Here is a 21,370-nt window from a genome sequence, read left to right on the forward strand (position 1 = left end):
AAAGACAAAGTTAGAAGATATCAACCAAGCTTTATATTTAAATTATTTTTTTTCTGCCTTGACTAGGAATATAGATTAAAGTTTAAGTTGCGTTTAATCGTTCCACAATATTGCACTTTACTGTAAGTTCAGTTATCTTTACGAAGTAATACCATATCTCAATGAAAGAACTACTACAAACCAATTACGGATACCTATATGAAGATGCCTTACTTGAAGAAATTAATAAAGTTGGCGAATTAAAACATATAAAAGCAGGCGAGAAATTAATTGAAATAGGTGATTACATTCGTTCTATGCCTTTATTGGTGAGTGGTGCTATCAAAATTTTGCGCGAAGACGATAACGGTGATGAATTGATTTTGTACTTTTTAGAACGAGGTGATACCTGTGCCATGACCTTATCTTGCTGTATGGGTCAATCTAAAAGTGAAATTAGAGCTGTTGCCGAGACTGATACCGAAATTATCATGATTCCCGTTCAAAAAATGGACGAATGGATGCGCACCTATCGGAGCTGGCAAAGTTTTATTTTACAAAGCTACCATAATCGTATGTCTGAACTGTTAGAAGCAGTTGATACCATTGCCTTTTTAAAAATGGATGAGCGTTTGCTTAAATACTTAAAAGATAAGGCTATGGTTAACCACAATGACGAAATTCAAGTCACACACCAGCAAATTGCACATGATTTACATACATCTCGAGTGGTAATTTCCAGACTTCTTAAGAGTCTTGAGCGTTCTGGAACCATTAAACTCAATCGGAATAACATCAAAGTGTTGAAAATGTAACAATTGTTACTTTAAATAAAACCCATGTGCCATAACTTTGTATTAATTTTAATACAATGAAAACACCTTTATATTTATTGCTCATGATTTTCACTTTTTTTCAGTCCTGTACTGATTCAAAAAAGGAAGGTACCTACACAAGTAATTCAATTCAAAATCAGCAGAATAATCAAGAGCATCCCGGTAAAAAATTAATGGAAACCAACTGCTACGTTTGCCACAGCCCAACGGCTGGTCATGACGACAGAATTGGTCCACCAATGATTGCCATTAAACAACATTATATAAATGAGCATATAACTAAAGAAGAATTCGTAGAAAGTATGCAATCATGGATTAAAAACCCTAACGAAGCCGATGCTAAAATGAAAGGTGCCGTTCGTAAATTTGGTGTCATGCCAAAAACACCCTATCCCGAAGCCACCATCCATAAAATTGCCGAGTATATGTACGATTATGATATTGAACAACCAGAATGGTTTGAAGAGCATTTCAACGAAATGAATCCTGGTGTGAAAGGCAAAGGTATGGGTAAAGGTCAAGGACAAGGAATGGGCAATAGAAATCGTGCCAATGACAATCAACAACAAGTAAAATCTTATGAGGATTTAGGATTAGAATATGCCATGAGCACCAAAGCAATTCTAGGTAAAAATTTGATGGGTCAAATTCAAAAAAATGGGACGGAAGCAGCGATGGATTTCTGTCATGTTCAAGCAATTCCTCTAACCGATAGTATGGCCAATGTGCACAATGCTAACATAAAACGTGTTACAGACAAGCCAAGGAATACAGCCAATCAAGCCAACAAAGAAGAACTAGAATATATTACACATTTTAAAAGTGTGGTGGCCAACAACCAAGAGCCGGAAGCTATCGTGATTGAAGATGAGAAGACTGTAAGGTTTTATTACCCAATTACGACCAATGCTATGTGCTTGCAATGTCACGGCAAGCCAACTGAAAATATAACACCAAAAACATTGATAACTTTGAAAGACCGGTATCTAAATGATAAAGCCATTGGTTATGGGTTGAATGAAGTGAGAGGTATTTGGAGCATAAAATTTGATAAAAACAATGAGTAGTTTTAACGATATCATCAATCAGGATAAACCAGTTTTGGTTGACTTTTTTGCTGAGTGGTGCGGACCCTGTAAAATGATGGCGCCAATTTTAACAGACGTCAAAGCGGCTTTGGGAGATAAAGTAAGTATTATTAAAATAGATGTAGACAAAAACCAATCGTTGGCAGCCAAATACCAGGTTAGAGGAGTGCCTACACTTTTGTTGTTTAAAAATGGGCAGCAATTATGGCGTCAATCGGGCGTAGTTCAAAAGAATGATTTAATCACACTGGTAAATATTCATAATTAAACGATACTTAGAATTTTTCTATAGCAGAAAAGGCATCTGGATTAAACAGATGCCTTCTCAATTCAAATTAACATTTGAAGAAAAAAAATTGCTATTAATTGGTTTCTGGATTAACTGGTAACTTTATATTTTAATTTTAAAATTTCTTCCAATTTTTGGGTGTTAATTGGCTTTACGAGGTAATCGCTTACCTCTTTATATAGTTTTGATTTTTCTATATCTTGATTGGCTATCGACGAACTAGCCATGAAAATTGTGATTTGTTTTGAAAGTTGCCATTTTACTTCAATAAAAGCTTCTAAAAATTCCCATCCATCCATGATGGGCATATTTATATCGAGCAAAATAACATCAGGAAGTAATTCGGGATTGTCCTTATTGTCTAGGATACCGTAGAGCGCTTCCTGACCGTTATTATAACAGTTGACAGCAATTTCAAATGGAAGTTTGAGAATTGATTTTTTGAGTAATAGTTTATAAAGTCCATCATCGTCAATAATACATACGGAGGTTTTCATAAGTTATTTTATTAAGATTGTAAAGGTGGTACCTACATTAACTTCACTTTCAATTGAAATACTTCCTCCCATAGCTTCAATTTGATTTTTAGTCATGAAAAGTCCAAGTCCTAAAGCATTTTTGTTACCGTGAAAGGTTTTATACATACCAAATATTTTGTCCTTATTTTTTATTAAATCAATGCCTAAGCCATTATCTCTAATTTTTAAGATGGCGCCGTCTAAATGTTTGACCGCTGAAATTTCAATTTTAGGATCTCTATCTGGATGTTTGTATTTTAAACTGTTTTGAATAAGATTTTGAAGTACACTTTCTAGATAACCCTTGTTAAAGTTAATTTCTAAATTGGCTGGAATATTTATTTCAATTTGTCCATGTAATACAAGTTTGTTTAAACCTTTCAATGATTTTTGGACGTATTCTAGTAAAACAAGTTTTTCTGTTTTTATAGTTTTATTAGATTGAATAGATACCACTTCATTTAAATTTTGTAGAGCATCATTTAGTGAATTAGAAACTTCTTTTAAATAACCTGTCATTTCTATTCTCTGATCTTCACTTTCACAGTCTGATAAATGATCTATAATTGTACTTAAATTACTTGCGTGCGAACGCAGATTATGCGAAACGATATATGAAAAATTAAGAAGTTGGTCATTTTGTGCATATACCAAGTCTAAGGAAGTTTTAAGTTCTTGAGTTTTGCGTTTTCTTTCTGTAATATTTTGCATTACAATAATATACTGGTAAATTTCCGCATTTGTGTCAGCGAAAGGAATTACAGTGCCATTCACCCAAAAACGGGTGCCATCTTTTGCGGTTCTTTGTATTTCGCCTTTCCAAATTTCTCCGCTTGAAATTTTACTTTTAATTTCGGAATATAGCGCAATCTCTTCGTCGTTTTCGCCATTGTCAATTAAGTTTACACCAATCAGTTCGTCTTCTGAAAATTGCGATACCCTGCAAAACTCTTTATTTACATAGGTTATAAAACCTTCGGTATCGGTAATGGCAACAATCGAGCTTTCAACCAAAGCCACTCGATAATCTGTAAGTTCTTTTAAGGTTTTTTCTAGTTTTGTGCGATTGAGTTTAGCCTCTGTAATATCGCGGAAATTGGTTACAAATCCGCCAATTCCTGGAGATAGTCGTGCATCGCTAATTATGGCTTCTCCCCAAATATAATGGCCATTCTTGTGTTTGAGTCGTTCTTCCTTTATAACAAAATAATTGTCGTTTTTATCAATTAAATTATTGAGTTTTTTGGTTCTCATTATGAGATCATCAGGGTGAATATAACTTTCAACTTGGGTGCCAATAAATTCTTCCTGAGTGTAGCCAAGTACATTTTTTATAGCTGGGCTCACATAGGAAATGATACCCGCTTCATTATAAGCAATTACAGGTTCATGAGAATGTTCAATCAAACCTTTGTAGCGCTGCGAATCTTCCCAACGTTTTTGTTTAACCTGTTTAATGAGATTCTTTTCTTGACTATGCCTTAAGGCTTTATAAATAGAGGCAGGAAGTTCATGCAGATTTTTTTTTTGAATTAAATCGTCCGTTCCTTGCTTCAAAAGGTCAAGTGAGGTATCGTAGCAATAATCATCTGATATGAAAATGAAAGGAATTTCTGTGAAAAATACTTTACATAATGTAAGTGCTTTTTTACCACAAAAGTGAACAAGATTTAACTTTGAAATTATTAAATTTGGTTTAAAATTTTTAAGAAGTGATTTGTAATCAACTTCATGCATGGCAACCTCCAACTGAAAACTAAAGTCAGTTAACAGCTCCAGCTGTTCCATTATAGCAATATTGTCATCATTGGGATTCTGTAATAACAACACGCGAATATGGTTGGTGTCAATTGCACCAATTTTTGGGTTACTAAGTCTCATTAGTTTTTAGAGGAAAATTATTATTAGTTTTTAGGGTTCAAAACTCTAATTTAGGGGTTAGAATCTTGTATTTCTGTAATGCAATCTATAAGTTTATCAAATTCATACGATTTATCTAAAAAGTAGGCAGCGCCCATTTGTTTACATTTGTTTCTATAAAAATAATCACCTTCATTAGATAAAATTATTGTCTTAATTTCAGGATGATTTTTGGTCACAAACTCAAGTAGCTCAATTCCGTTTTCATCTTTTAATTTTAAATCCAGTATTATGATATCCGGTTTATTAGTTTTTAAAAAATTATAAGCTTCATCTAAATTTTTAGCGTTTCCAGTTAATTCTATGTGGTCTAAATCGTTTAATAAATATTGTAATTGTTTAAATATAATTGGGGCATCATCTATCGCTAATATTTTCATGATTTTTTAATGCTGATAAAATAGACTCAAAACTGCATTATAAAATCAATAATTAAAATAGGTTAATGTGTGATTTTCTTGTCACATTTTATACTACAAGACCTTTTAATTTTGTAATGATTTCATGTTCCTGTTATAATATTCAATCTCTAGTAAATCTTCGATGGTGTGAAATTCAAACGACTTATCGATGTAATGGCTTGCACCCATTTTTATACTTTTTTTGTTATATATAGAATCTGCTAAGTTGCTTAACATAAATACTTTTATATTAGGATATTTCTCTTTTAAATGCTTAAGCAAATCGAAACCGCTTTCATCTTCTACCATAATATCTAAAAGCACCACATCTGGATTAAGAGTTGTTGCCATTGCTTTACCACATGAAATTTTAAAGGCATGACCAACCCAATCGATATAACTTAAATCTTTAAGTACATATTCTAAATGAGAAAAGATGGTAGGTGAATCATCAACCGATAACACTTTTAGTTTTGTAGGGTTCATTTTAGTTTTGGGTTTTACTGTTGTCTAAGTTCTATAATCATAGGTAATTAAATTAATTCAAGTTTACATCGTTGTTATTTACTAAGTTGAACAATTGCAAACACAAATAAAACACATAGTAAAAGCAAAACGAATCTGAAACCTATTTTTTGAAATATGCGTACTACCATTTTCATTACAATTTTATTTTAAAGGGATATAGTGCAAATGTAGCGCTAAAGGAATCCTCACAAAATAGTCTGAAATGCAATTATAGTGTAGTGAAATGTACTACAAGAAAATTTAAACTAAATGATTTTCAATGGCGTATTTGGTTAATTCGGCATTGTTTTTTAAGTGAAGTTTATCTAGGATTCTTGATCGGTAGGTGCTAATAGTGTTCACAGTAAGTGATATTTCGACAGCAATCTCTGAAACTGTTTTTCCAGAAGCTATGAGTTTTAACACCTGAAATTCTCTATCAGACAAGGTCTCGTAAAGGTCTTTATTAGATTTTACTGAAAAAGATTGGGCAAGATGACTGGCAACTTCAATAGAGATGTATTTTTTTCCCATTAGTATTTGATCGATGGCTGTGAGCAGTTTCTCTGGTGCGCTGTCTTTGTTAAGATACCCAGATGCTCCAGCTCTTAAAACTCTCACTGCATATTGATCTTCAGGTTGTACACTTAAAATTAAAATGGGTGTTTGAATACCTTCGGTTCTGATTTGCTTTAAAGTTTCTAAACCACTTCTGCCTGGCATTGAAATATCAAGTAAAATTAAATCAAGATGGTACTTACGCGCTATGTGTAAAGTTTCGGCACTGTTACAAGCTTCATAATGTCTTAATGAGGGATAGGCATCTTTTAGAATCTCAATAAGACCTTTTCTTAATATGGCGTGATCGTCAGCTATTAAAACATTCATTTAAAAAAGTATTTATTTTAAAGGTACAGATACTTTAACTATTGTACCACCTTTAGACTGTTTATTAATTGAAAATTTACCATCTAATATCTCTGCTCTTTCTCTCATTCCTGTGAGGCCAAGGGATGAGGTATTTTCTTTTCTAGCATCTGATATACCTTTACCATTATCTTCTATATGTAAATTTAATACATTATGTTCTTCAAATAAAAATACTTTAATCATAGAGGCGTCGGCGTGTCTTGTGATATTAGTTAATGCCTCTTGAAAAATTCTATAAACAGCTGTGTCTATTGTTTTAGTGTAGTTATTTCTTAATTGGTCGGTTTGAAATGTAATATTGATATTTGTTTGTTTTTTAAATTGTTCTAAATGCCATTCTATTGCAGCCTCCAATCCAAGGTCGTCTAAAACTCCAGGCCTTAAATCTGTGGCCAATTTACGCACTTTATTAATAGTGCCGTTTACGCCTTCAATCAAGCGTTCTATGCGATCACTTCCTTCTGGATAAATAGTTTTAATTTTATTTTTAATCCATGAAGCATCTAGTTTTATGCCTGTGAGGCGTTGGCCTAATTCGTCGTGAATTTCTCGAGCTATATAAATCCGTTCTTCTTCGCGTGCATTTTGAAGATGTTCGGCAAGGTTTCGTAAGCGTGTGTTTGATTCTAATATTTGCTTTTCGTTTTCTTTTTGTGTAGTAATATCGCGTATAGAACCTATCATCCTGATCCCTTCTCTGTCCATGTTTCTAATTACGATTCCCCTATTTTTTATATAAGCATAAGTATTGTCTGCTTTTAAAAAGCGGTACTCATGAGTCCAGTTTCTTAGTCTTTTATTATTAATTACGCTATTTAAGCTAGCCATCATTTCTTCTACATCATCGGGGTGTATTTTCTGAATCGCTTCTTCCACATTGGTCGTGAATTTTTTATATCCAAAAACGGTTTTCATTCCTTCACCCCAAAACACTTCGTTTTTTATTAAGTCCCAGTCCCAAATCACATCAAAGGTTGCCTTGGTAACGTATTGAAAGCGTTCATTGCTCAATATTAACTTTTGTTCGGCAAGGGCTTTTTCTGTGACATCTAATACGCTGGATATCATTAAATCTTGATCGAATAAAGGTATATTCTTAGCGTTGATGATGCGTTTTTCTCCTGTTTTTGTGGTTATTTCTACGCCTTCCCAATTCATACGCTCTGGATCGCTACTTGCCATATCGGTTAATACTTGATCTTTAATTTTTGCGCGGTATTCTGGATTTGGATACACTTTTTCAAAAAAAGTTTCTACTTGATTAATTTCAGCTCGTGACCAACCATAAATATTGCTGAAGTTTTTATTCATCAAAGTAGACTGTCCGTCGCTTATTCTGTTTACTGCTATGCCTATTGGTAAATTTTCAATCGCCGATTTAATAAAATTGTTTTGCTCTTCAAGTTCAATTTGTGCAAGCTTTTTGGCATTTATGTCTTGAACAGTTCCTTCAAATTTTAGGGGTTGTTTATTTTTATCAAGAATAATTTGTCCGCGTTCATGTACCCATCTTACTTCACCTGATGGTAAATTGATTCTATGTTCAAAATTTATGGGTACATAATCCTTTAAAGAGGTGTTATTTGCTTCATGAAAGGCTTCAATATCATCTCTATGTACGGTGTCTAGAAAAGCTTGCATGGAAAGTTTAAATTTGTGTTTATCAACTTCCCAAATTGTGTAAACTTCATCAGACCAATAGAGCTCATTTGTGATTAAATCTAATTCCCAATAACCAATTTTACCAATTTCTTGTGCGGTGGTCAGTTTTTTATTGATGTCTATTAACTGATTTTTGATTTTCCTCTTTTCGGTTATATCTCTTGAATAACAGGCAGCACCTTCAACTTTACCATCAATAATAATTGGATTGAAGTTGGTTTCAATAATAGTTTCACTTTGAGAGTTAATCGCAGGTGCAGTAATTTCGTAAGTAAAAGTTTCGCCTTCTAATGCGCGCTTATATAATTTTTTCCAGAGCATGATGTAGTCATTTGGGGCTAAATCTTGATTTCCAAGTACATTATCGCCAATTTTCATACCGGTGTCCGAATATTTTTTTGTGGTTTTAAGAAACGCATGATTAGCTGCCAACAACTTATATTCTTGATTCACACTCCACATTAAGTTTTGGGTACTGTTGATAAGTGCTTCTTTGTCTTTTCGCTCAAATTCTTTGAGGCGTTCGTTAATTTTACGTTGGGAAATATCTGAGATAAACCCGATAAAATATTCTTTACCGTTAAACCTTGCATTACTAATACCAATAGAAACTTCAAATTCCTCTCCTTTTTTATTTAAGGCAGTAATTTCAGCAGTGCGATCAATCATTGTTTTTTGACCCGTATTTATATAGCGTTACATACCTTGTTCGTGTGCATGTTTGTGTTGTTCTGGTATAATAAGATTACTCAGTTTTTTACCAATGGCCTCTTCAGCGCTCCAACCAAATATAAATTCCGCTTTGGGATTCCAATTATTAATATAACCATCTTTATCCATCACAATCACGGCATCGATGGCATTATTAAAGATGGAAATCATTTCTTGCTCACTTTTTACCAGTTCGTCTACTGCTTTTTTTCTTTCAGAAAAATCGATTCCAGTACCTAGCAGACAATCCATGTCTTTATACTTTATGGTAACGCCGGTGAAATAGAAATAAATTTTTTGTTTTTGCTTGGTATAGAAATAGGTTTCGGCGAAAGACTTGCCTGTTTTGAAGGTTTCAAGAATTCTGCTCTCTAAATATGGCTGTTCGGGCTCATCAAAGAAGTCTAATGGATGCATTTGCGATATTTCGTCGTCACTATAACCCGATACTTCTTCAAAGTTTTTATTCCACAACAAAAATTTTCCTCCGATGTTAAACAAATAGAAAATGCCGGGTAAACTATTAATTACCGTATCTAAAAGTGCTTTTTCCTTAAATTTTGATTCTTCAGCTATTTTTTCATCTGTTATGTCCTTACAATTTATTACGATGCCATTGGTAGATGGTTCGTGTTTTAAATTGGTGATATTCGATTCAAACCACCGCCACGAATTGTTTTTATGCTGGATTCTATAAAATATGTTTTTAAGAGTTTTATCTGGATTTAAGTTGATCGTTTTCAGAGTTTTAAGAAAATACTCTTTATCTTCTGGATGAATGAATTCAACTATTTTTGTACCAATAGTTTCCATTTGAGTATAGCCCGTAATGGTTTTTATTGAAGAAGATGCATAGCTAATAAAACTGCTGTCATCTATAATTAATGCGGCACCAAAGCTATGTTCTACTAAGTTTTCAAATTTGTTTTTGGTTTCGGTAATAATTTTAGTTTGTTCATGAATTTTTAATCTCAACTTTTTCGGTTGTTTTGCAATAAACCATGCAAGAATTCCTGAAGTTATTGCGAAAAGAAAACCTAAGAAACCAATGCGCCAAAGGTCATCAAATATGGTATTTTTCTTTAATTTCACATGAATTTTCCAATCGCCTTGTGGCAGGTATAATTTGGCTACATTTTTACCAAATAACGACTCTTTATTAGGGTCTATAAAAAATTCTTCTTTACCGGTATTTGGATTAACTTTTGAAAAATCGTAATAATAATCGCCCACTTCTTGATTTATATCAATAGTTTTTACCAAAGATTCCATTTTTATAACAACAGCTGCAAAATTTAAGGAATCGTTTGTATTTTTTATAGGAACTCTACCAACAATACCCAAACCACCCTGACGCAGTTTAAATGGACCACCAAAATAAAAACCTTTTTGTTTAAATGATTTTAATAGTTCTTTATCGCGCATGGTGTCTGCCATAACATCATATCCTATAACGCTGTTATTAGGGTCGTCAGGATAATTTTGAGTAATGACGCCATTTTTTAATATTTGAATGGCATGAATACTAGGCTTATTGTTAATTATTTTTTTTGCTAAACTGTCGAACGATTTTGGTTCACCATAGTTTTCTACAAGAAAAGATAGTGTTTTGGCTGTATTTAAGGCATCTGTAAGATTGGTTTCAATCTTGTCCTTTACGTATTCTAAATAGTCATCAGTTTTTTCATTTTGTTCTGCAACATTTAGTAGATATTTCTGATAGGTAATAAGTTGGGTGACTATTAAAACAGAAATAAAAACCGCTATGCCAAAAACTATGGGCTTTTTTTCGATATGGTTGAAGAAGGAATTCGCCATAGCTATTATAGGCTTTAGTAATTAGGGGATTCAAAATATTTATCATAAATATATAGGAATTATAATGAATTTAACAATTTTAAGGTATTTTTATTCAAACTGAAAAGGGTTTTTATATAGCAAATTATATGATTTTGGTCATTTTTTATAAGTTATAGACTCATTAATTTTGTATCGTAAATAAATAAACATAACATGTTACAGACTTCTTTCGCTCTTTACAATTGGAATAATGGTGTTATTATGATTGGCGTTTTTGCCGCTGTTTGTGTGATTTTAATTATCATGTTAATTTCATTTATAACCAGTGGTAAAAAGAAGGGCGATTCAGAAGAATAGTAATTATTAAATTGGTTAGTAGGAAAAGAGGCTAGTTTCATTCAAATTAACCTCTTTTTTTATGTAACAAATGTTGCAGACTATCAATTTTGTAAGTTATAATTTTGGCTAAATACCAGAAATCATGGCAAAAATAGTCGTACTAGGAGCTGGAATATCAGGTCATGTGGCAGCTGCTCATTTAAGACGTAAATTGTCTAAAGAACACACCGTAGAGGTGGTTTCGCCTAACAGCAATTATCAATGGATACCTTCAAATATTTGGGTTGGTATTGGACGAATGAAATCAAAAAGCATTTTATTTCCACTTCAGCCTTTATACAAAAAAAAAGGTATTGACTACAAACAAGCCAAAGCAGTGGCTTTTTATCCCGAGGGTGACACCCAAGTTAAAAAACCTTATGTAGAAGTAGAATATGTGGTTGGAGCACAAAAAGGCACCAAACAAAAAGTCACTTACGATTATTTAATCAATGCTACCGGTCCAAAGTTAAATTTTGAGGCTACCGAAGGTTTAATTCCCGGAAAACACAAAACTTATTCTGTTTGCACTTACAATCATGCTGAACATGCTTGGGAAGGTTTGTACGCCTTGATAAAAGAGATGAAACAAGGTAAAAGGGCTAAAATTCTTATTGGAACCGGTCATGCTAAAGCTACTTGCCAAGGTGCGGCCTTTGAATACATTTTAAATGTTGAACAGGAGTTAAGAAAGCATAAGGTTCGGGATATGGCCGAAATAACATGGATTTCGAACGAATATCAGTTAGGCGATTTTGGCATGGACGGTATGTTGTTATCTTACGTCGGAATGACTATGAAATCGCATGAAATGGTTGAAATGATTTTTGAAGACCGCGGCATTAAATGGATTTTAGGTGCCGGTGTTCAAAAAATTGGATACGGCATGGCCCATTACGAAAACTTAGAAGGCGAATTTAAAACTGAAACCTTTGATTTTGCCATGCTTATTCCTTCTTTCTCCGGTCATGGTTTTAAGGCTTACGATAAAACAGGTAATGATATTACTGAAAAATTATTTAAGGGATTTATGGTGGTTGATGCTGACTACACTCCAAAACCTTACGAGGAATGGACGGTACAAGATTGGCCTGAAACCTATCAAAATCCTACTTATAAAAACATATTTGCACCAGGTATTGCCTTTGCACCACCACATAGTATTTCTAAACCGAGAAAAAGTAAAAACGGTACCGAAATATTTCCGGCACCACCAAGAACAGGTATGCCTTCAGGAATTACAGCAAAATTGGTAGCAGATAATATTATCGACGCCATTAAAAATGGAAATCATCAATTACATCACAAAGGCTCCATGGGTAACATGGGTGCGGCTTGTATTGCCTCGGCTGGCTATGGTTTATCGTCAGGAAGCGGTATTAGTATAACCACCTTTCCTATTGTGCCCGATTATAAAAAATATGCCAACACACAAGGTAGAGAACTAAGTAAAACCTTTGCATCTATAGGTTTGGCAGGGCATTGGCTAAAGCTCGCCCTTCACCATGCTTTTATTTATAAGGCTAAAATGAAACCACTCTGGTGGTTAATTCCCGAATAACAACTTAAATTATGACACAAAGAATCTCAAAATATCAACGTTTTAAAATGATGAATCCCATCATTCAATTTTTCAAGTTTATTTATCTAAGCTTAAAAATAATGTTGATTGTGGCCGGTGGTCACGGCGGAACGCGAAAAGTATACTAGCAGTAATTGTTGGTTTTTATTGGTTAGTAATGGAGGAGGCTGCACAATGTGGCCTTCTTTTTTTTTTGGTAACAAAGGTTACTGACCAGCGTAGATTTCAACAGTAGTTTTGCAATATAAATTACTTAATTATGAATAAACACAAATACATCTTAACATTTGGTTTGATTAGCTTAGGTTTTTTACTTCAGGCCCAACAAATAGCTCCTATTAGTAAGCTTGAAGTTTTAAACCGAGTTAAGGAAGAAAACCGAAACATCAAAATATCTCAGGAAGCATTTAATCAGGCCAAAGCAGAATACCGCCAAACCAACGCTGTATTTCTTCCTAACATTGCCGTGTCTCATACTGGTTTTACAACTACCAATCCGTTAATGGCATTTGGTTCTAAATTAAACCAAGGTATTTTAACTCAAGGCGATTTTAATCCGGATTTACTCAATAATCCTAGCCAAACGCAAAATTTCGCTACAAGATTAGAGGTAGAGCAACCGCTCATTAACATGGATGGTTTTTATCAGCGAAAAGCGGCTAAGTCTAAAATGGAATCAACTTCTTTGCAGTCGAAACGAATTACTGATTATATCAATTTTGAAGTTGACAAGGCCTACATGCAATTGCAATTGGCCTACAAGGCTGTGGATGTTTTAGAAAAAGCTTTAGAATCGGCTCAATCAAATAAAACCATCGCCGTTAATAGTTTTAAACAAGGCTATCGCCAACGTGCCGATGTTTTGGCGGTTGAAGTACGCGTTACCGAAGTTCAAAACCAATTACAAACTGCTAAAAGCAATGTGAACAATGCTTCCAATTATCTATCGTTTTTAATGAATGATAATAGTGATGTTGTTTATCAACCTTCGGATGTCTTATCGCTTGAGGTGGTGAATTTGGTAAATTCCGACAATGTTTCTACCAATCGCGCCGACATCAAGGCCATGGAAGTGGCGACCGAAGCTTATAAAACCATGCACAAAGCCGACGGTATGGCGTTTCTGCCAACTTTAAATGCATTTGGTAGTTATGAGTTGTACGACGATCAAATATTTCAAGGCGATGCCAGCGGTTATTTGGTAGGCGCACAATTAAAGTGGAATATTTTTGAAGGATTTACCCGATTTGCCAAGTCTAAACAAAGCAAGGCTCAATTTGAGAAATCGAAGTTGGAATACGAACAATACGTATCTCAAAGCGAAATGGAATTAAAACAAGCCAAGCGTTTATTAACCGATGCCGAAAACCGATTGAAACTAACATCATTGGCTTTAGAGCAATCAGACGAATCTTTAAGAATTAGAACCAACCGATTTAAAGAAGGTTTAGAAACTACATCCGATTTATTAATCTCCGAAACCCAATATGCTCAAAAACAACTGGAATATTATCAAACCATATTTGAGTTTAATTACGCACAATCTTATTTAGAATATTTAACAAAAAGCAACTAATCATAACTACTATAAATTAATTAAAATGAAGCAAATATATATAATAGGTTTAATGATTACCGCACTGGTTTTAAACAGTTGTGGCGGTAAAGAAACACAAGTAACTACCAAGACTGAGACGGTTAAGGTTGAAGTTTTAAAGGTTGATACCAACGATCGTGGCGGATTTCTATCTACCAGCGGAACTGTCTCGGCAGTGAAAACAGCTAACCTAAGCACCAGAAACATGGGTTATGTAGATAACATTCATGTATCGGTTGGCGATAAAGTGACGCAAGGTCAGTTGTTGTTAAGTATCAACAATGCCGATTTAAAAGCGAAACAAGCCCAAGTGAACGCACAAATTACAGAAGCTACCGCTGCATTTACCAATGCTGAAAAAGATTACAATCGTTACAAAAATCTCTTTGCTCAAAACAGTGCCTCACAAAAAGAGCTAGATGATATGTCAGCCAATTACAACATGGCCAAAGCCAGATTGGAGGCCGCCAACCAAATGAAAAACGAAATCAACGCTCAGTTTGCCTACGTAAACATTAAAGCACCGTTTAGTGGCGTGGTTACTGGAAAGTTTATTGAAAAAGGCAATATGGCCAATCCTGAAATGACCTTGCTCACGGTTGAAAACCCCGAAGTACTTGAGGTGAAAACCCGCGTGCCCGAAACACAAATTGCAAAAATCAAAGAAGGGATGCTTGTGAAAGTGATGGTTAAATCTTTAAACAAAGAGCTTGATGCGAAAATCACAACCGTGAGTACTTCTTCTCAACAAACTGGCGGACAATTTTTAGTATCGGCTGTGTTAACCGAGACTCAAGAAGGTTTAAAATCGGGGATGTTTGCTACTGTTAATTTTCCTGTGGAAAGTACCGATGTTGGTGGCGCTATTTTAATTCCGTTGGAAGCGGTGGTGAATCGCGGACAATTAACTGGTGTTTATACGGTAAGTGAATCTAATACAGCTATTTTAAGATGGTTGCGATTGGGCAGAACTTATGGGGGTGACGTAGAAGTATTGTCAGGGTTGCAAAATGGTGAAAGCCTGATTGTAAGTGCCGATAGTAAATTATATAACGGCGCAAACGTAATTATTAACTAGACTCAAATGCGTTAGGGATAGCAGCGAAAATCCTTTTTGTTTTTTTTGTAAACAAAAAGATTGCAGCGGATAGCCCGTTAAAACGCCCAAAAAATATACAATAATGAAAGAAGGATTAGCAGGAAAAATAGCCAAAGCATTTATGACTTCAAAGCTCACCATATTGCTTATGGTAGTGTTTATGGTGGTTGGTGTATATAGTTCGTTTTTAATTCCGCGCGAGGAAGAACCGCAAATTGATGTGCCTATGGCCGATATTTTTGTGGGCTACCCAGGCGCGAGTCCAACTGAAGTAGAATCTCGGGTTTTGAAACCTTTAGAAAAGTTAATTTCTAACATAAAAGGTGTGGAGTATGTGTATTCTACCGCTATGAACGAACAGGGAATGGTGATTGTTCAGTTTTATGTGGGCGAAGATATTGAGCGCTCGTTTGTAAAACTTTACAATGAGATTAACAAGCACATGGACCAGATGCCGCAAGGTGTGACTTTTCCACTTGTGAAAACGCGCGCTATTGACGATGTACCTATGCTTGGATTGACCTTGTGGAGCGAAAATTACGATGATTATGAGCTAAAAATGATGGCTCAGGAACTCACCAATGAAATTGAAAAAATTACGGATGTCGCCATTACGCACCGTATTGGTGGTAGAGACCGTCAAGTACGTGTAGTGTTAGATAAAGACAAATTAGCTGCTAGCGGCTTAGATTTCTTAACTGTATCGCAAATGATACGCGCCAGCAATCACCAATTAAGCGCTGGTAACTTTAACAACATGGATACGGAGTTTGCTGTAACCACAGGGGAGTTTTTAAAAACCACTAGCGATGTAGAACAACTCATAGTTGGCACGCGCGACAATCAGCCTATTTATTTAAAACAGGTGGCTAGTATTACTGACGGACCAGAAATTCCTCAAACTTATAGTGCTTTAGGTTTTGGTGCGGCTAGTGCTAAAAAATCAAACTTTAAAGGTGAATATCCCGCAATAACCATTTCGGTAGCGAAACGCAAAGGCGCTGATGCCATGAAGATTTCGGATGTTATTTTGAATAAGGTTGAACACTTACGTAGTAACTTAATTCCTGATGATGTTCATGTTGAAGTCACCCGAAATTACGGTGAAACCGCCTCACAAAAAGTATCAGAATTACTGCTACATTTAATTGGTGCTATTATTGCCGTAACCATTGTGGTGATGCTGGCCATGGGCTGGCGCGGTGGCTTGGTGGTGTTTTTATCGGTGCCCATTACTTTTGCCTTAACCTTATTAAGTTATTATCTGCTCGATTATACTTTGAACAGAATTACACTATTCGCTTTGGTATTTGTTACTGGTATTGTGGTGGATGATTCCATTATCATTGCAGAGAACATGCACCGGCATTTCAAAATGAAGCGATTGCCCTTTAAACAAGCTGCTTTATATGCCATAAACGAAGTTGGAAATCCAACTATTTTAGCCACGTTTACTGTTATAGCATCAGTCTTACCGATGGCTTTTGTAAGCGGATTGATGGGGCCATATATGAGTCCAATGCCTATTGGTGCTTCCATTGCCATGATTTTATCCTTGTTTGTGGCCTTGACCATCACACCATATTTAGGTTATATCTTTTTATGTGAAAAAGACAAGAAAAATGAAGCTGGCGAAGTAGAAGAAGCCAAGGATATTTCAGATACCATGATTTACAAGATTTATGCAAAATTTGAAATTCCGCTGATCGAAAACAAAACCACGCGTTGGTTATTTTTGGGGATTACTTTCATTTTACTTCTAGGGTCGGTTGGGCTGTTTTTCACGAAAACCGTTGCTGTTAAGATGTTGCCGTTTGATAACAAAAACGAATTTCAGGTAATCATTGATATGCCTGAAGGAACAACCTTAGAGCGAACTGCCGTTGTAACTCAAGAAATTTCACAGTATTTGGCTACAAGACATGAAGTGGTGAATTATCAAAGTTATGTAGGTACTTCGGCACCGATTACTTTTAATGGTTTGGTGCGTCATTACGATTTGCGCGGTGGTAGTAACATGGCCGATATTCAGGTGAATTTGACTGATAAGCAGGATAGAAAAGCCCAAAGTCATGATATTGCAAAATTACTAAGACCAGACATTCAAAAGATCGCTGCTAAATTCAACGCCAATGTGAAGTTGGTAGAAGTACCACCAGGACCACCAGTATTATCTACCATTGTAGCTGAAATTTACGGACCAGATTACGAAGAACAAATCAAGGTCGCCAATGCTGTTCAGAACATTTTAATCAACACTACGGATGTGGTGGACGTAGATTGGATGGTAGAAGCCGATCAAAAGGAATATCAACTTATTATTGATAAAGAAAAAGCTATGCTTTATGGCGTGATGCCAGAGCAAATTACATATACCATGAATATGGCTTTGGGCACGCGTGCCATTACCAATTTATATGATGAGAATGCGTCTAAACAAGTGGGTGTTGTCTTAGCTTTAGCTGAACAAGAAAAATCGAGTATTGAAGATGTGTTGCGTTTGCAGATTAAATCGAACACCGGTAATATGGTACCAATATCTGATTTAGTGACCATTGAAGAAGGTCTGAAACCCAAAAGTATTTACCGCAAAAACCAAAAGCGCGTGGTGTATGTGATGGCCGATATGGCAGGAGCGCTTGAGAGTCCGGTGTACGCCATTTTGGGCATTAGCGATAAGTTACAAGCTATACCATTACCAGCAGGTTACAAACTAGACGAACTTTACATCAACCAACCAGATTTTGAAGATGATTACACTGTGAAATGGGATGGCGAATGGCAAATTACGCTGGAAGTATTTCGAGATTTAGGTGTGGCCTTTTTAGGTGTGATTTTCATCATTTACATTTTAATTGTGGGATGGTTTCAAAACTTTAAAGCACCAATCGTTATGATGGTTGCCATCCCATTATCCTTAATAGGTATTGTGTTAGGTCACTGGCTTATGGGCGCGTTTTTTACTGCAACATCTTTTATTGGGATGATTGCATTGGCGGGAATTATGGTGAGGAACTCTGTGTTGCTTATAGACTTCGTGAATTTAAGATTAGAAGAAGGTATTCCTCTTAAACAAGCCGTTATTGAAGCAGGAGCAGTTAGAACTACACCAATATTGTTAACAGCAGGAACGGTGGTTATTGGTGCCTTTGTGATTTTATTTGATCCTATTTTCCAAGGATTGGCAATTTCCTTAATGGGTGGAACTATTATTTCCACGTTCTTAACCCTGTTGGTGGTGCCGTTGGTGTATTATATGATAGAAAAGAAAAATTATAAATAATATTAAAATCCAGACCTCACAGTCCCAACGCATCGGGATCAAAACCTGTGAGGTCTAAATAAATTGAAAAGATGAAATTAGTAATCGTAACAGCAGTTGAAGACTTTCAAGATGAGGTTTTGAAACTCTTTAAAAAAGCCAATATTGAGAGTTTTAGTGGCTCTGAGATAGAAGGCTACAAGAATCATAATGATTTGTTAGCCACCGCCAGTTGGTTTCCCAGCGTTAAAGGCGCTAGTGAATCGGTGATGTTTTTTTCGTTTACTGAAGACGACAACATCAATACCTTATTTGAACATATTAGTGGTTTTAATAATACTATAGAAACCAACAACCCAATACGGGCAGTGGTGATTCCAATCGAAAAATCTATTTAACTAAAAACATAAAATAATGAAAAACAGAATTGTAAGAGGTATCGCGGGTACTTTTATTTTAATCAGCTTGATTTTAGCCACATACGTGAATATTAATTGGTTGTGGTTCACTGCTTTTGTGGGTGCTAATTTGCTGCAATCGTCTTTAACTAAATGGTGTTTGATGGATACTATTTTGGAGAAACTTGGCGTGAAAAATTAAAAAGGCTATATATTATGAATATTCAGTAAGTTAAGTTCAAAATTTAACTATAAAAAATAGACTTATGATTAAATAATTATAAATTTGTATTATTGGTTAATAGCGACTTAATTTAAATTCAATCATCATGCTGAATAAATTAATTTGCTATCGTTGTAGCTTTCCCGTTCTGAAAACCCTGTTTTTAGGACTTTCATTCTTTTGCCTTAACATAAATGCACAACTTCCTACTGGTTACTCAGATGAGTTGGTACAATCAGGATACAATGCAATAATGGGTTCTGTTTTTACCGATGATGGCACTAAAATGTTTGTTTGGGAAAAATCTGGTAGGGTTTATGTTTCAAATTTCAATGGAACCACTTATGTGAAACAATCGCAACCTGTTTTGGATATTTCTGATGAAGTAGGAGATTGGAGAGATTTTGGGTTTTTGAGTTTTTGTCTCGATCCGGATTTCAATAACAATGGCTTAGTTTACATGTTTTATGTAGTGGATCGCCATCATTTAATGAATTTTGGTACGCCAAGTTATAGCCCAAATACAAATGAATATTTTGCAGCATCTATTAGCAGAGTTACAAGATATCAACTTAATATAGGCAGTTCACCACTTACAACTGATTACGCTTCAAGATTTGTTTTACTTGGCGAATCCGTTTCTACAGGCATACCACTAACCCATGAATCGCATGCAGGTGGCACCATTTTATTTGGGGATGACGGAACCTTAATAGTTACCACAGGTGATAATGCCAGTTACAATACCACCGATACAGGAAGTGTAGGACATACTTATTACCAGCAGGCCATTAACGATGGTATTATGCGACCTGAAGAGAATGTAGGTTCATTTAGGAGTCAACAAATCACTTCGCTTTGTGGTAAAGTTTTGCGTTTAGATCCCAATACAGGAGATGGCATTCCATCCAACCCATTTTATGAACCAAGCAGTTCGCGTTCTCCAAAATCTAGAATGTATGCCATGGGATTGAGAAATCCTTTCAGAATGTCTATTCAAAAGGGTAGTGGCAGTACCAATCCGGAAGATGCAAAACCTGGAGTGTTGTTTGTTGCAGATGTGGGTTGGTTTTCGTGGGAAGATTTACATGTATTTGATAAACCAGGATTAAATGCTGGCTGGCCTCTGTATGAAGGTCAAACAACTATGTCTAATTATTGGAATGCCAATATGACCAATCCAGATGAAAATAACGAACGATTTAAAGACAATTGTCTTCAACCAACTTCCTTTGTCGACAATCCAAATCCCACCTTGCGCCGCTTTGTTCATAATAGACCTGAAGTGGCTTGGCGCCATGGGTCGAATGAGTCTCGCGTACCTTGGTTTAATGGCACAACACCAACCAATCCCAGAATTGGCACTGCTAACTCACCAACTACTGGAGTAGAATTTAAAGGTAATACCAGTATAGCAGGAACTTACATTCAAGGAATTGGAATGGGCAGCAGTATGACTGGTAAATATTTTTTTACTGATTATATACGGAATTGGATACATGTGGCAACTCTAAACGACGGTTCCTTAAATTGGTTTAGTAACATCGATCTATTTGCACCAACAAATTTTGGTCAAGGAATCGTTCATATGATTGAAAATCCGCTGGATGGTTATGTTTATTATTCAAACATATTCAATGGTCAATTGAGACGACTTGTTTTTGATGGTCCAAAATGGACTATGGAGCCAACAGATTTAACGGTGGAATGTGATGAAGATTGGGATACTGTAACTGAATTTAATAACTGGCTGTCAAGTTTTTCAGGTACGGTTGGTTGCGGTTCACCAAATTTAACTAATGATAGCGTTGAATTAATAAGTAATTGTGGAAATACCGCTTACCAAGATGTAACTTTCACTTTAGCAGATGAATGCGGAAATCAAATTAGTAAAACAGTTAGGTTCGAGATAATCGATACTACTGCTCCAACTTTCGTGGAGGCTTTACCATCCAGTGCCACTGTGGAATGCGATGCCATCCCAACTGCTGAAACCTTAACAGCTATTGATAACTGTGGAGCTGCGTCAGTTACTTTTAGTGAAGTTGAAAACGCAGGAGCTTGTCTTGGTGAATACACTTTAGTAAGAACTTGGACAGCTACCGACGACTGTGGTAATGAAACTGCTCACTCGCAAACCGTCACAGTAGTTGATAATACCGCGCCAACTTTCATTGAAGCTTTACCAGC

General features: G+C 35.5%; 18 protein-coding genes. 11 read left to right on the plus strand and 7 right to left on the minus strand.

The genetic code is table 11. The features are described 5' to 3' along the window. Window positions 1-161 precede the first annotated feature (161 nt). From V7Z48_RS09220 to trxA, 3 genes are read left to right on the plus strand one after another with little or no spacing between them, the layout of a single operon-like run. Window positions 162-794, plus strand: coding sequence for a Crp/Fnr family transcriptional regulator (locus tag V7Z48_RS09220; protein WP_334113128.1), 633 nt, complete (start codon window positions 162-164; stop codon window positions 792-794). A 56-nt stretch (window positions 795-850) separates the two neighbouring features. Next, window positions 851-1,882 carry a DUF3365 domain-containing protein gene (locus V7Z48_RS09225; RefSeq protein WP_334113129.1) on the plus strand — a complete coding sequence of 344 codons (1,032 nt, stop codon included), beginning with the start codon at window positions 851-853 and terminating at the stop codon, window positions 1,880-1,882. Next, on the plus strand, window positions 1,875-2,171 hold the full coding sequence (gene trxA / locus V7Z48_RS09230) for a thioredoxin (RefSeq protein WP_334113130.1): 297 nt from the start codon (window positions 1,875-1,877) through the stop codon (window positions 2,169-2,171). Before V7Z48_RS09225 ends, trxA begins: the two co-directional genes overlap by 8 nt. Window positions 2,172-2,281: 110 nt before the next feature. On the opposite strand, the gene V7Z48_RS09235 is transcribed toward trxA, so the two are convergent. The 7 genes from V7Z48_RS09235 to V7Z48_RS09265 form a co-directional block, all read right to left on the minus strand. Continuing rightward, window positions 2,282-2,689, minus strand: a complete 408-nt coding sequence (locus V7Z48_RS09235; RefSeq protein WP_334113131.1) for a response regulator — start codon at window positions 2,687-2,689, stop codon at window positions 2,282-2,284. Between the two features lie 3 nt (window positions 2,690-2,692). Next, window positions 2,693-4,591 carry a PAS domain-containing sensor histidine kinase gene (locus V7Z48_RS09240; RefSeq protein WP_334113132.1) on the minus strand — a complete coding sequence of 633 codons (1,899 nt, stop codon included), beginning with the start codon at window positions 4,589-4,591 and terminating at the stop codon, window positions 2,693-2,695. A gap of 50 nt (window positions 4,592-4,641) precedes the next feature. Continuing rightward, window positions 4,642-5,010, minus strand: a complete 369-nt coding sequence (locus tag V7Z48_RS09245) for a response regulator (protein WP_334113133.1) — start codon at window positions 5,008-5,010, stop codon at window positions 4,642-4,644. A 105-nt stretch (window positions 5,011-5,115) separates the two neighbouring features. Beyond that, window positions 5,116-5,517, minus strand: coding sequence for a response regulator (locus tag V7Z48_RS09250; RefSeq protein WP_334113134.1), 402 nt, complete (start codon window positions 5,515-5,517; stop codon window positions 5,116-5,118). 282 nt (window positions 5,518-5,799) lie between these two features. Beyond that, window positions 5,800-6,426, minus strand: a complete 627-nt coding sequence (locus V7Z48_RS09255; protein ID WP_334113135.1) for a response regulator transcription factor — start codon at window positions 6,424-6,426, stop codon at window positions 5,800-5,802. A gap of 12 nt (window positions 6,427-6,438) precedes the next feature. Further along, window positions 6,439-8,799: a PAS domain-containing protein gene (locus V7Z48_RS09260; protein WP_334113136.1), complete on the minus strand. Its 2,361-nt coding sequence runs from the start codon at window positions 8,797-8,799 to the stop codon at window positions 6,439-6,441. 27 nt (window positions 8,800-8,826) lie between these two features. Further along, a complete protein-coding gene (locus V7Z48_RS09265; protein WP_334113137.1) occupies window positions 8,827-10,659 on the minus strand; it encodes a PAS domain S-box protein in 1,833 nt (610 codons plus the stop codon). A 195-nt stretch (window positions 10,660-10,854) separates the two neighbouring features. Here V7Z48_RS09265 and V7Z48_RS09270 point away from each other — a divergent pair, with 195 nt between their 5' ends. The 8 genes from V7Z48_RS09270 to V7Z48_RS09305 form a co-directional block, all read left to right on the plus strand. Further along, window positions 10,855-10,998, plus strand: a complete 144-nt coding sequence (locus V7Z48_RS09270; protein WP_334113138.1) for a hypothetical protein — start codon at window positions 10,855-10,857, stop codon at window positions 10,996-10,998. A 124-nt stretch (window positions 10,999-11,122) separates the two neighbouring features. After that, window positions 11,123-12,580, plus strand: a complete 1,458-nt coding sequence (locus V7Z48_RS09275; RefSeq protein WP_334113139.1) for an NAD(P)/FAD-dependent oxidoreductase — start codon at window positions 11,123-11,125, stop codon at window positions 12,578-12,580. 280 nt (window positions 12,581-12,860) lie between these two features. After that, window positions 12,861-14,177, plus strand: coding sequence for a TolC family protein (locus V7Z48_RS09280; protein WP_334113140.1), 1,317 nt, complete (start codon window positions 12,861-12,863; stop codon window positions 14,175-14,177). A gap of 25 nt (window positions 14,178-14,202) precedes the next feature. Continuing rightward, window positions 14,203-15,276 (plus strand): efflux RND transporter periplasmic adaptor subunit, encoded by a 1,074-nt coding sequence (locus tag V7Z48_RS09285; protein ID WP_334113141.1) that lies wholly within the window; start codon window positions 14,203-14,205, stop codon window positions 15,274-15,276. 103 nt (window positions 15,277-15,379) lie between these two features. Then, on the plus strand, window positions 15,380-18,580 hold the full coding sequence (locus V7Z48_RS09290; protein ID WP_334113142.1) for an efflux RND transporter permease subunit: 3,201 nt from the start codon (window positions 15,380-15,382) through the stop codon (window positions 18,578-18,580). A 71-nt stretch (window positions 18,581-18,651) separates the two neighbouring features. Further along, window positions 18,652-18,957 (plus strand): hypothetical protein, encoded by a 306-nt coding sequence (locus tag V7Z48_RS09295; RefSeq protein ID WP_334113143.1) that lies wholly within the window; start codon window positions 18,652-18,654, stop codon window positions 18,955-18,957. A 16-nt stretch (window positions 18,958-18,973) separates the two neighbouring features. Continuing rightward, complete coding sequence (locus tag V7Z48_RS09300; protein ID WP_334113144.1) at window positions 18,974-19,159, plus strand: YgaP family membrane protein; 186 nt, start codon at window positions 18,974-18,976, stop codon at window positions 19,157-19,159. A 127-nt stretch (window positions 19,160-19,286) separates the two neighbouring features. Continuing rightward, window positions 19,287-21,370: PQQ-dependent sugar dehydrogenase (locus tag V7Z48_RS09305; protein ID WP_334113145.1), on the plus strand; the 2,084-nt coding region annotated here is incomplete at its 3' end.

It is taken from the genome of Paucihalobacter sp. (genome assembly GCF_036825875.1).
GTDB lineage: Bacteria > Bacteroidota > Bacteroidia > Flavobacteriales > Flavobacteriaceae > Paucihalobacter.

Coding starts and splice junctions, on each gene's coding strand:
- V7Z48_RS09220 (WP_334113128.1), top strand. CDS start 162: ATGAAAGAACTACTACAAACCAATTACGGATACCTATATGAAGATGCC.
- V7Z48_RS09275 (WP_334113139.1), top strand. CDS start 11,123: ATGGCAAAAATAGTCGTACTAGGAGCTGGAATATCAGGTCATGTGGCA.
- V7Z48_RS09280 (WP_334113140.1), top strand. CDS start 12,861: ATGAATAAACACAAATACATCTTAACATTTGGTTTGATTAGCTTAGGT.
- V7Z48_RS09235 (WP_334113131.1), bottom strand. CDS start 2,689: ATGAAAACCTCCGTATGTATTATTGACGATGATGGACTTTATAAACTA.
- V7Z48_RS09300 (WP_334113144.1), top strand. CDS start 18,974: ATGAAAAACAGAATTGTAAGAGGTATCGCGGGTACTTTTATTTTAATC.
- V7Z48_RS09255 (WP_334113135.1), bottom strand. CDS start 6,426: ATGAATGTTTTAATAGCTGACGATCACGCCATATTAAGAAAAGGTCTT.
- trxA (WP_334113130.1), top strand. CDS start 1,875: ATGAGTAGTTTTAACGATATCATCAATCAGGATAAACCAGTTTTGGTT.
- V7Z48_RS09290 (WP_334113142.1), top strand. CDS start 15,380: ATGAAAGAAGGATTAGCAGGAAAAATAGCCAAAGCATTTATGACTTCA.
- V7Z48_RS09225 (WP_334113129.1), top strand. CDS start 851: ATGAAAACACCTTTATATTTATTGCTCATGATTTTCACTTTTTTTCAG.
- V7Z48_RS09265 (WP_334113137.1), bottom strand. CDS start 10,659: ATGGCGAATTCCTTCTTCAACCATATCGAAAAAAAGCCCATAGTTTTT.
- V7Z48_RS09285 (WP_334113141.1), top strand. CDS start 14,203: ATGAAGCAAATATATATAATAGGTTTAATGATTACCGCACTGGTTTTA.
- V7Z48_RS09240 (WP_334113132.1), bottom strand. CDS start 4,591: ATGAGACTTAGTAACCCAAAAATTGGTGCAATTGACACCAACCATATT.
- V7Z48_RS09295 (WP_334113143.1), top strand. CDS start 18,652: ATGAAATTAGTAATCGTAACAGCAGTTGAAGACTTTCAAGATGAGGTT.
- V7Z48_RS09270 (WP_334113138.1), top strand. CDS start 10,855: ATGTTACAGACTTCTTTCGCTCTTTACAATTGGAATAATGGTGTTATT.
- V7Z48_RS09250 (WP_334113134.1), bottom strand. CDS start 5,517: ATGAACCCTACAAAACTAAAAGTGTTATCGGTTGATGATTCACCTACC.
- V7Z48_RS09260 (WP_334113136.1), bottom strand. CDS start 8,799: ATGATTGATCGCACTGCTGAAATTACTGCCTTAAATAAAAAAGGAGAG.
- V7Z48_RS09245 (WP_334113133.1), bottom strand. CDS start 5,010: ATGAAAATATTAGCGATAGATGATGCCCCAATTATATTTAAACAATTA.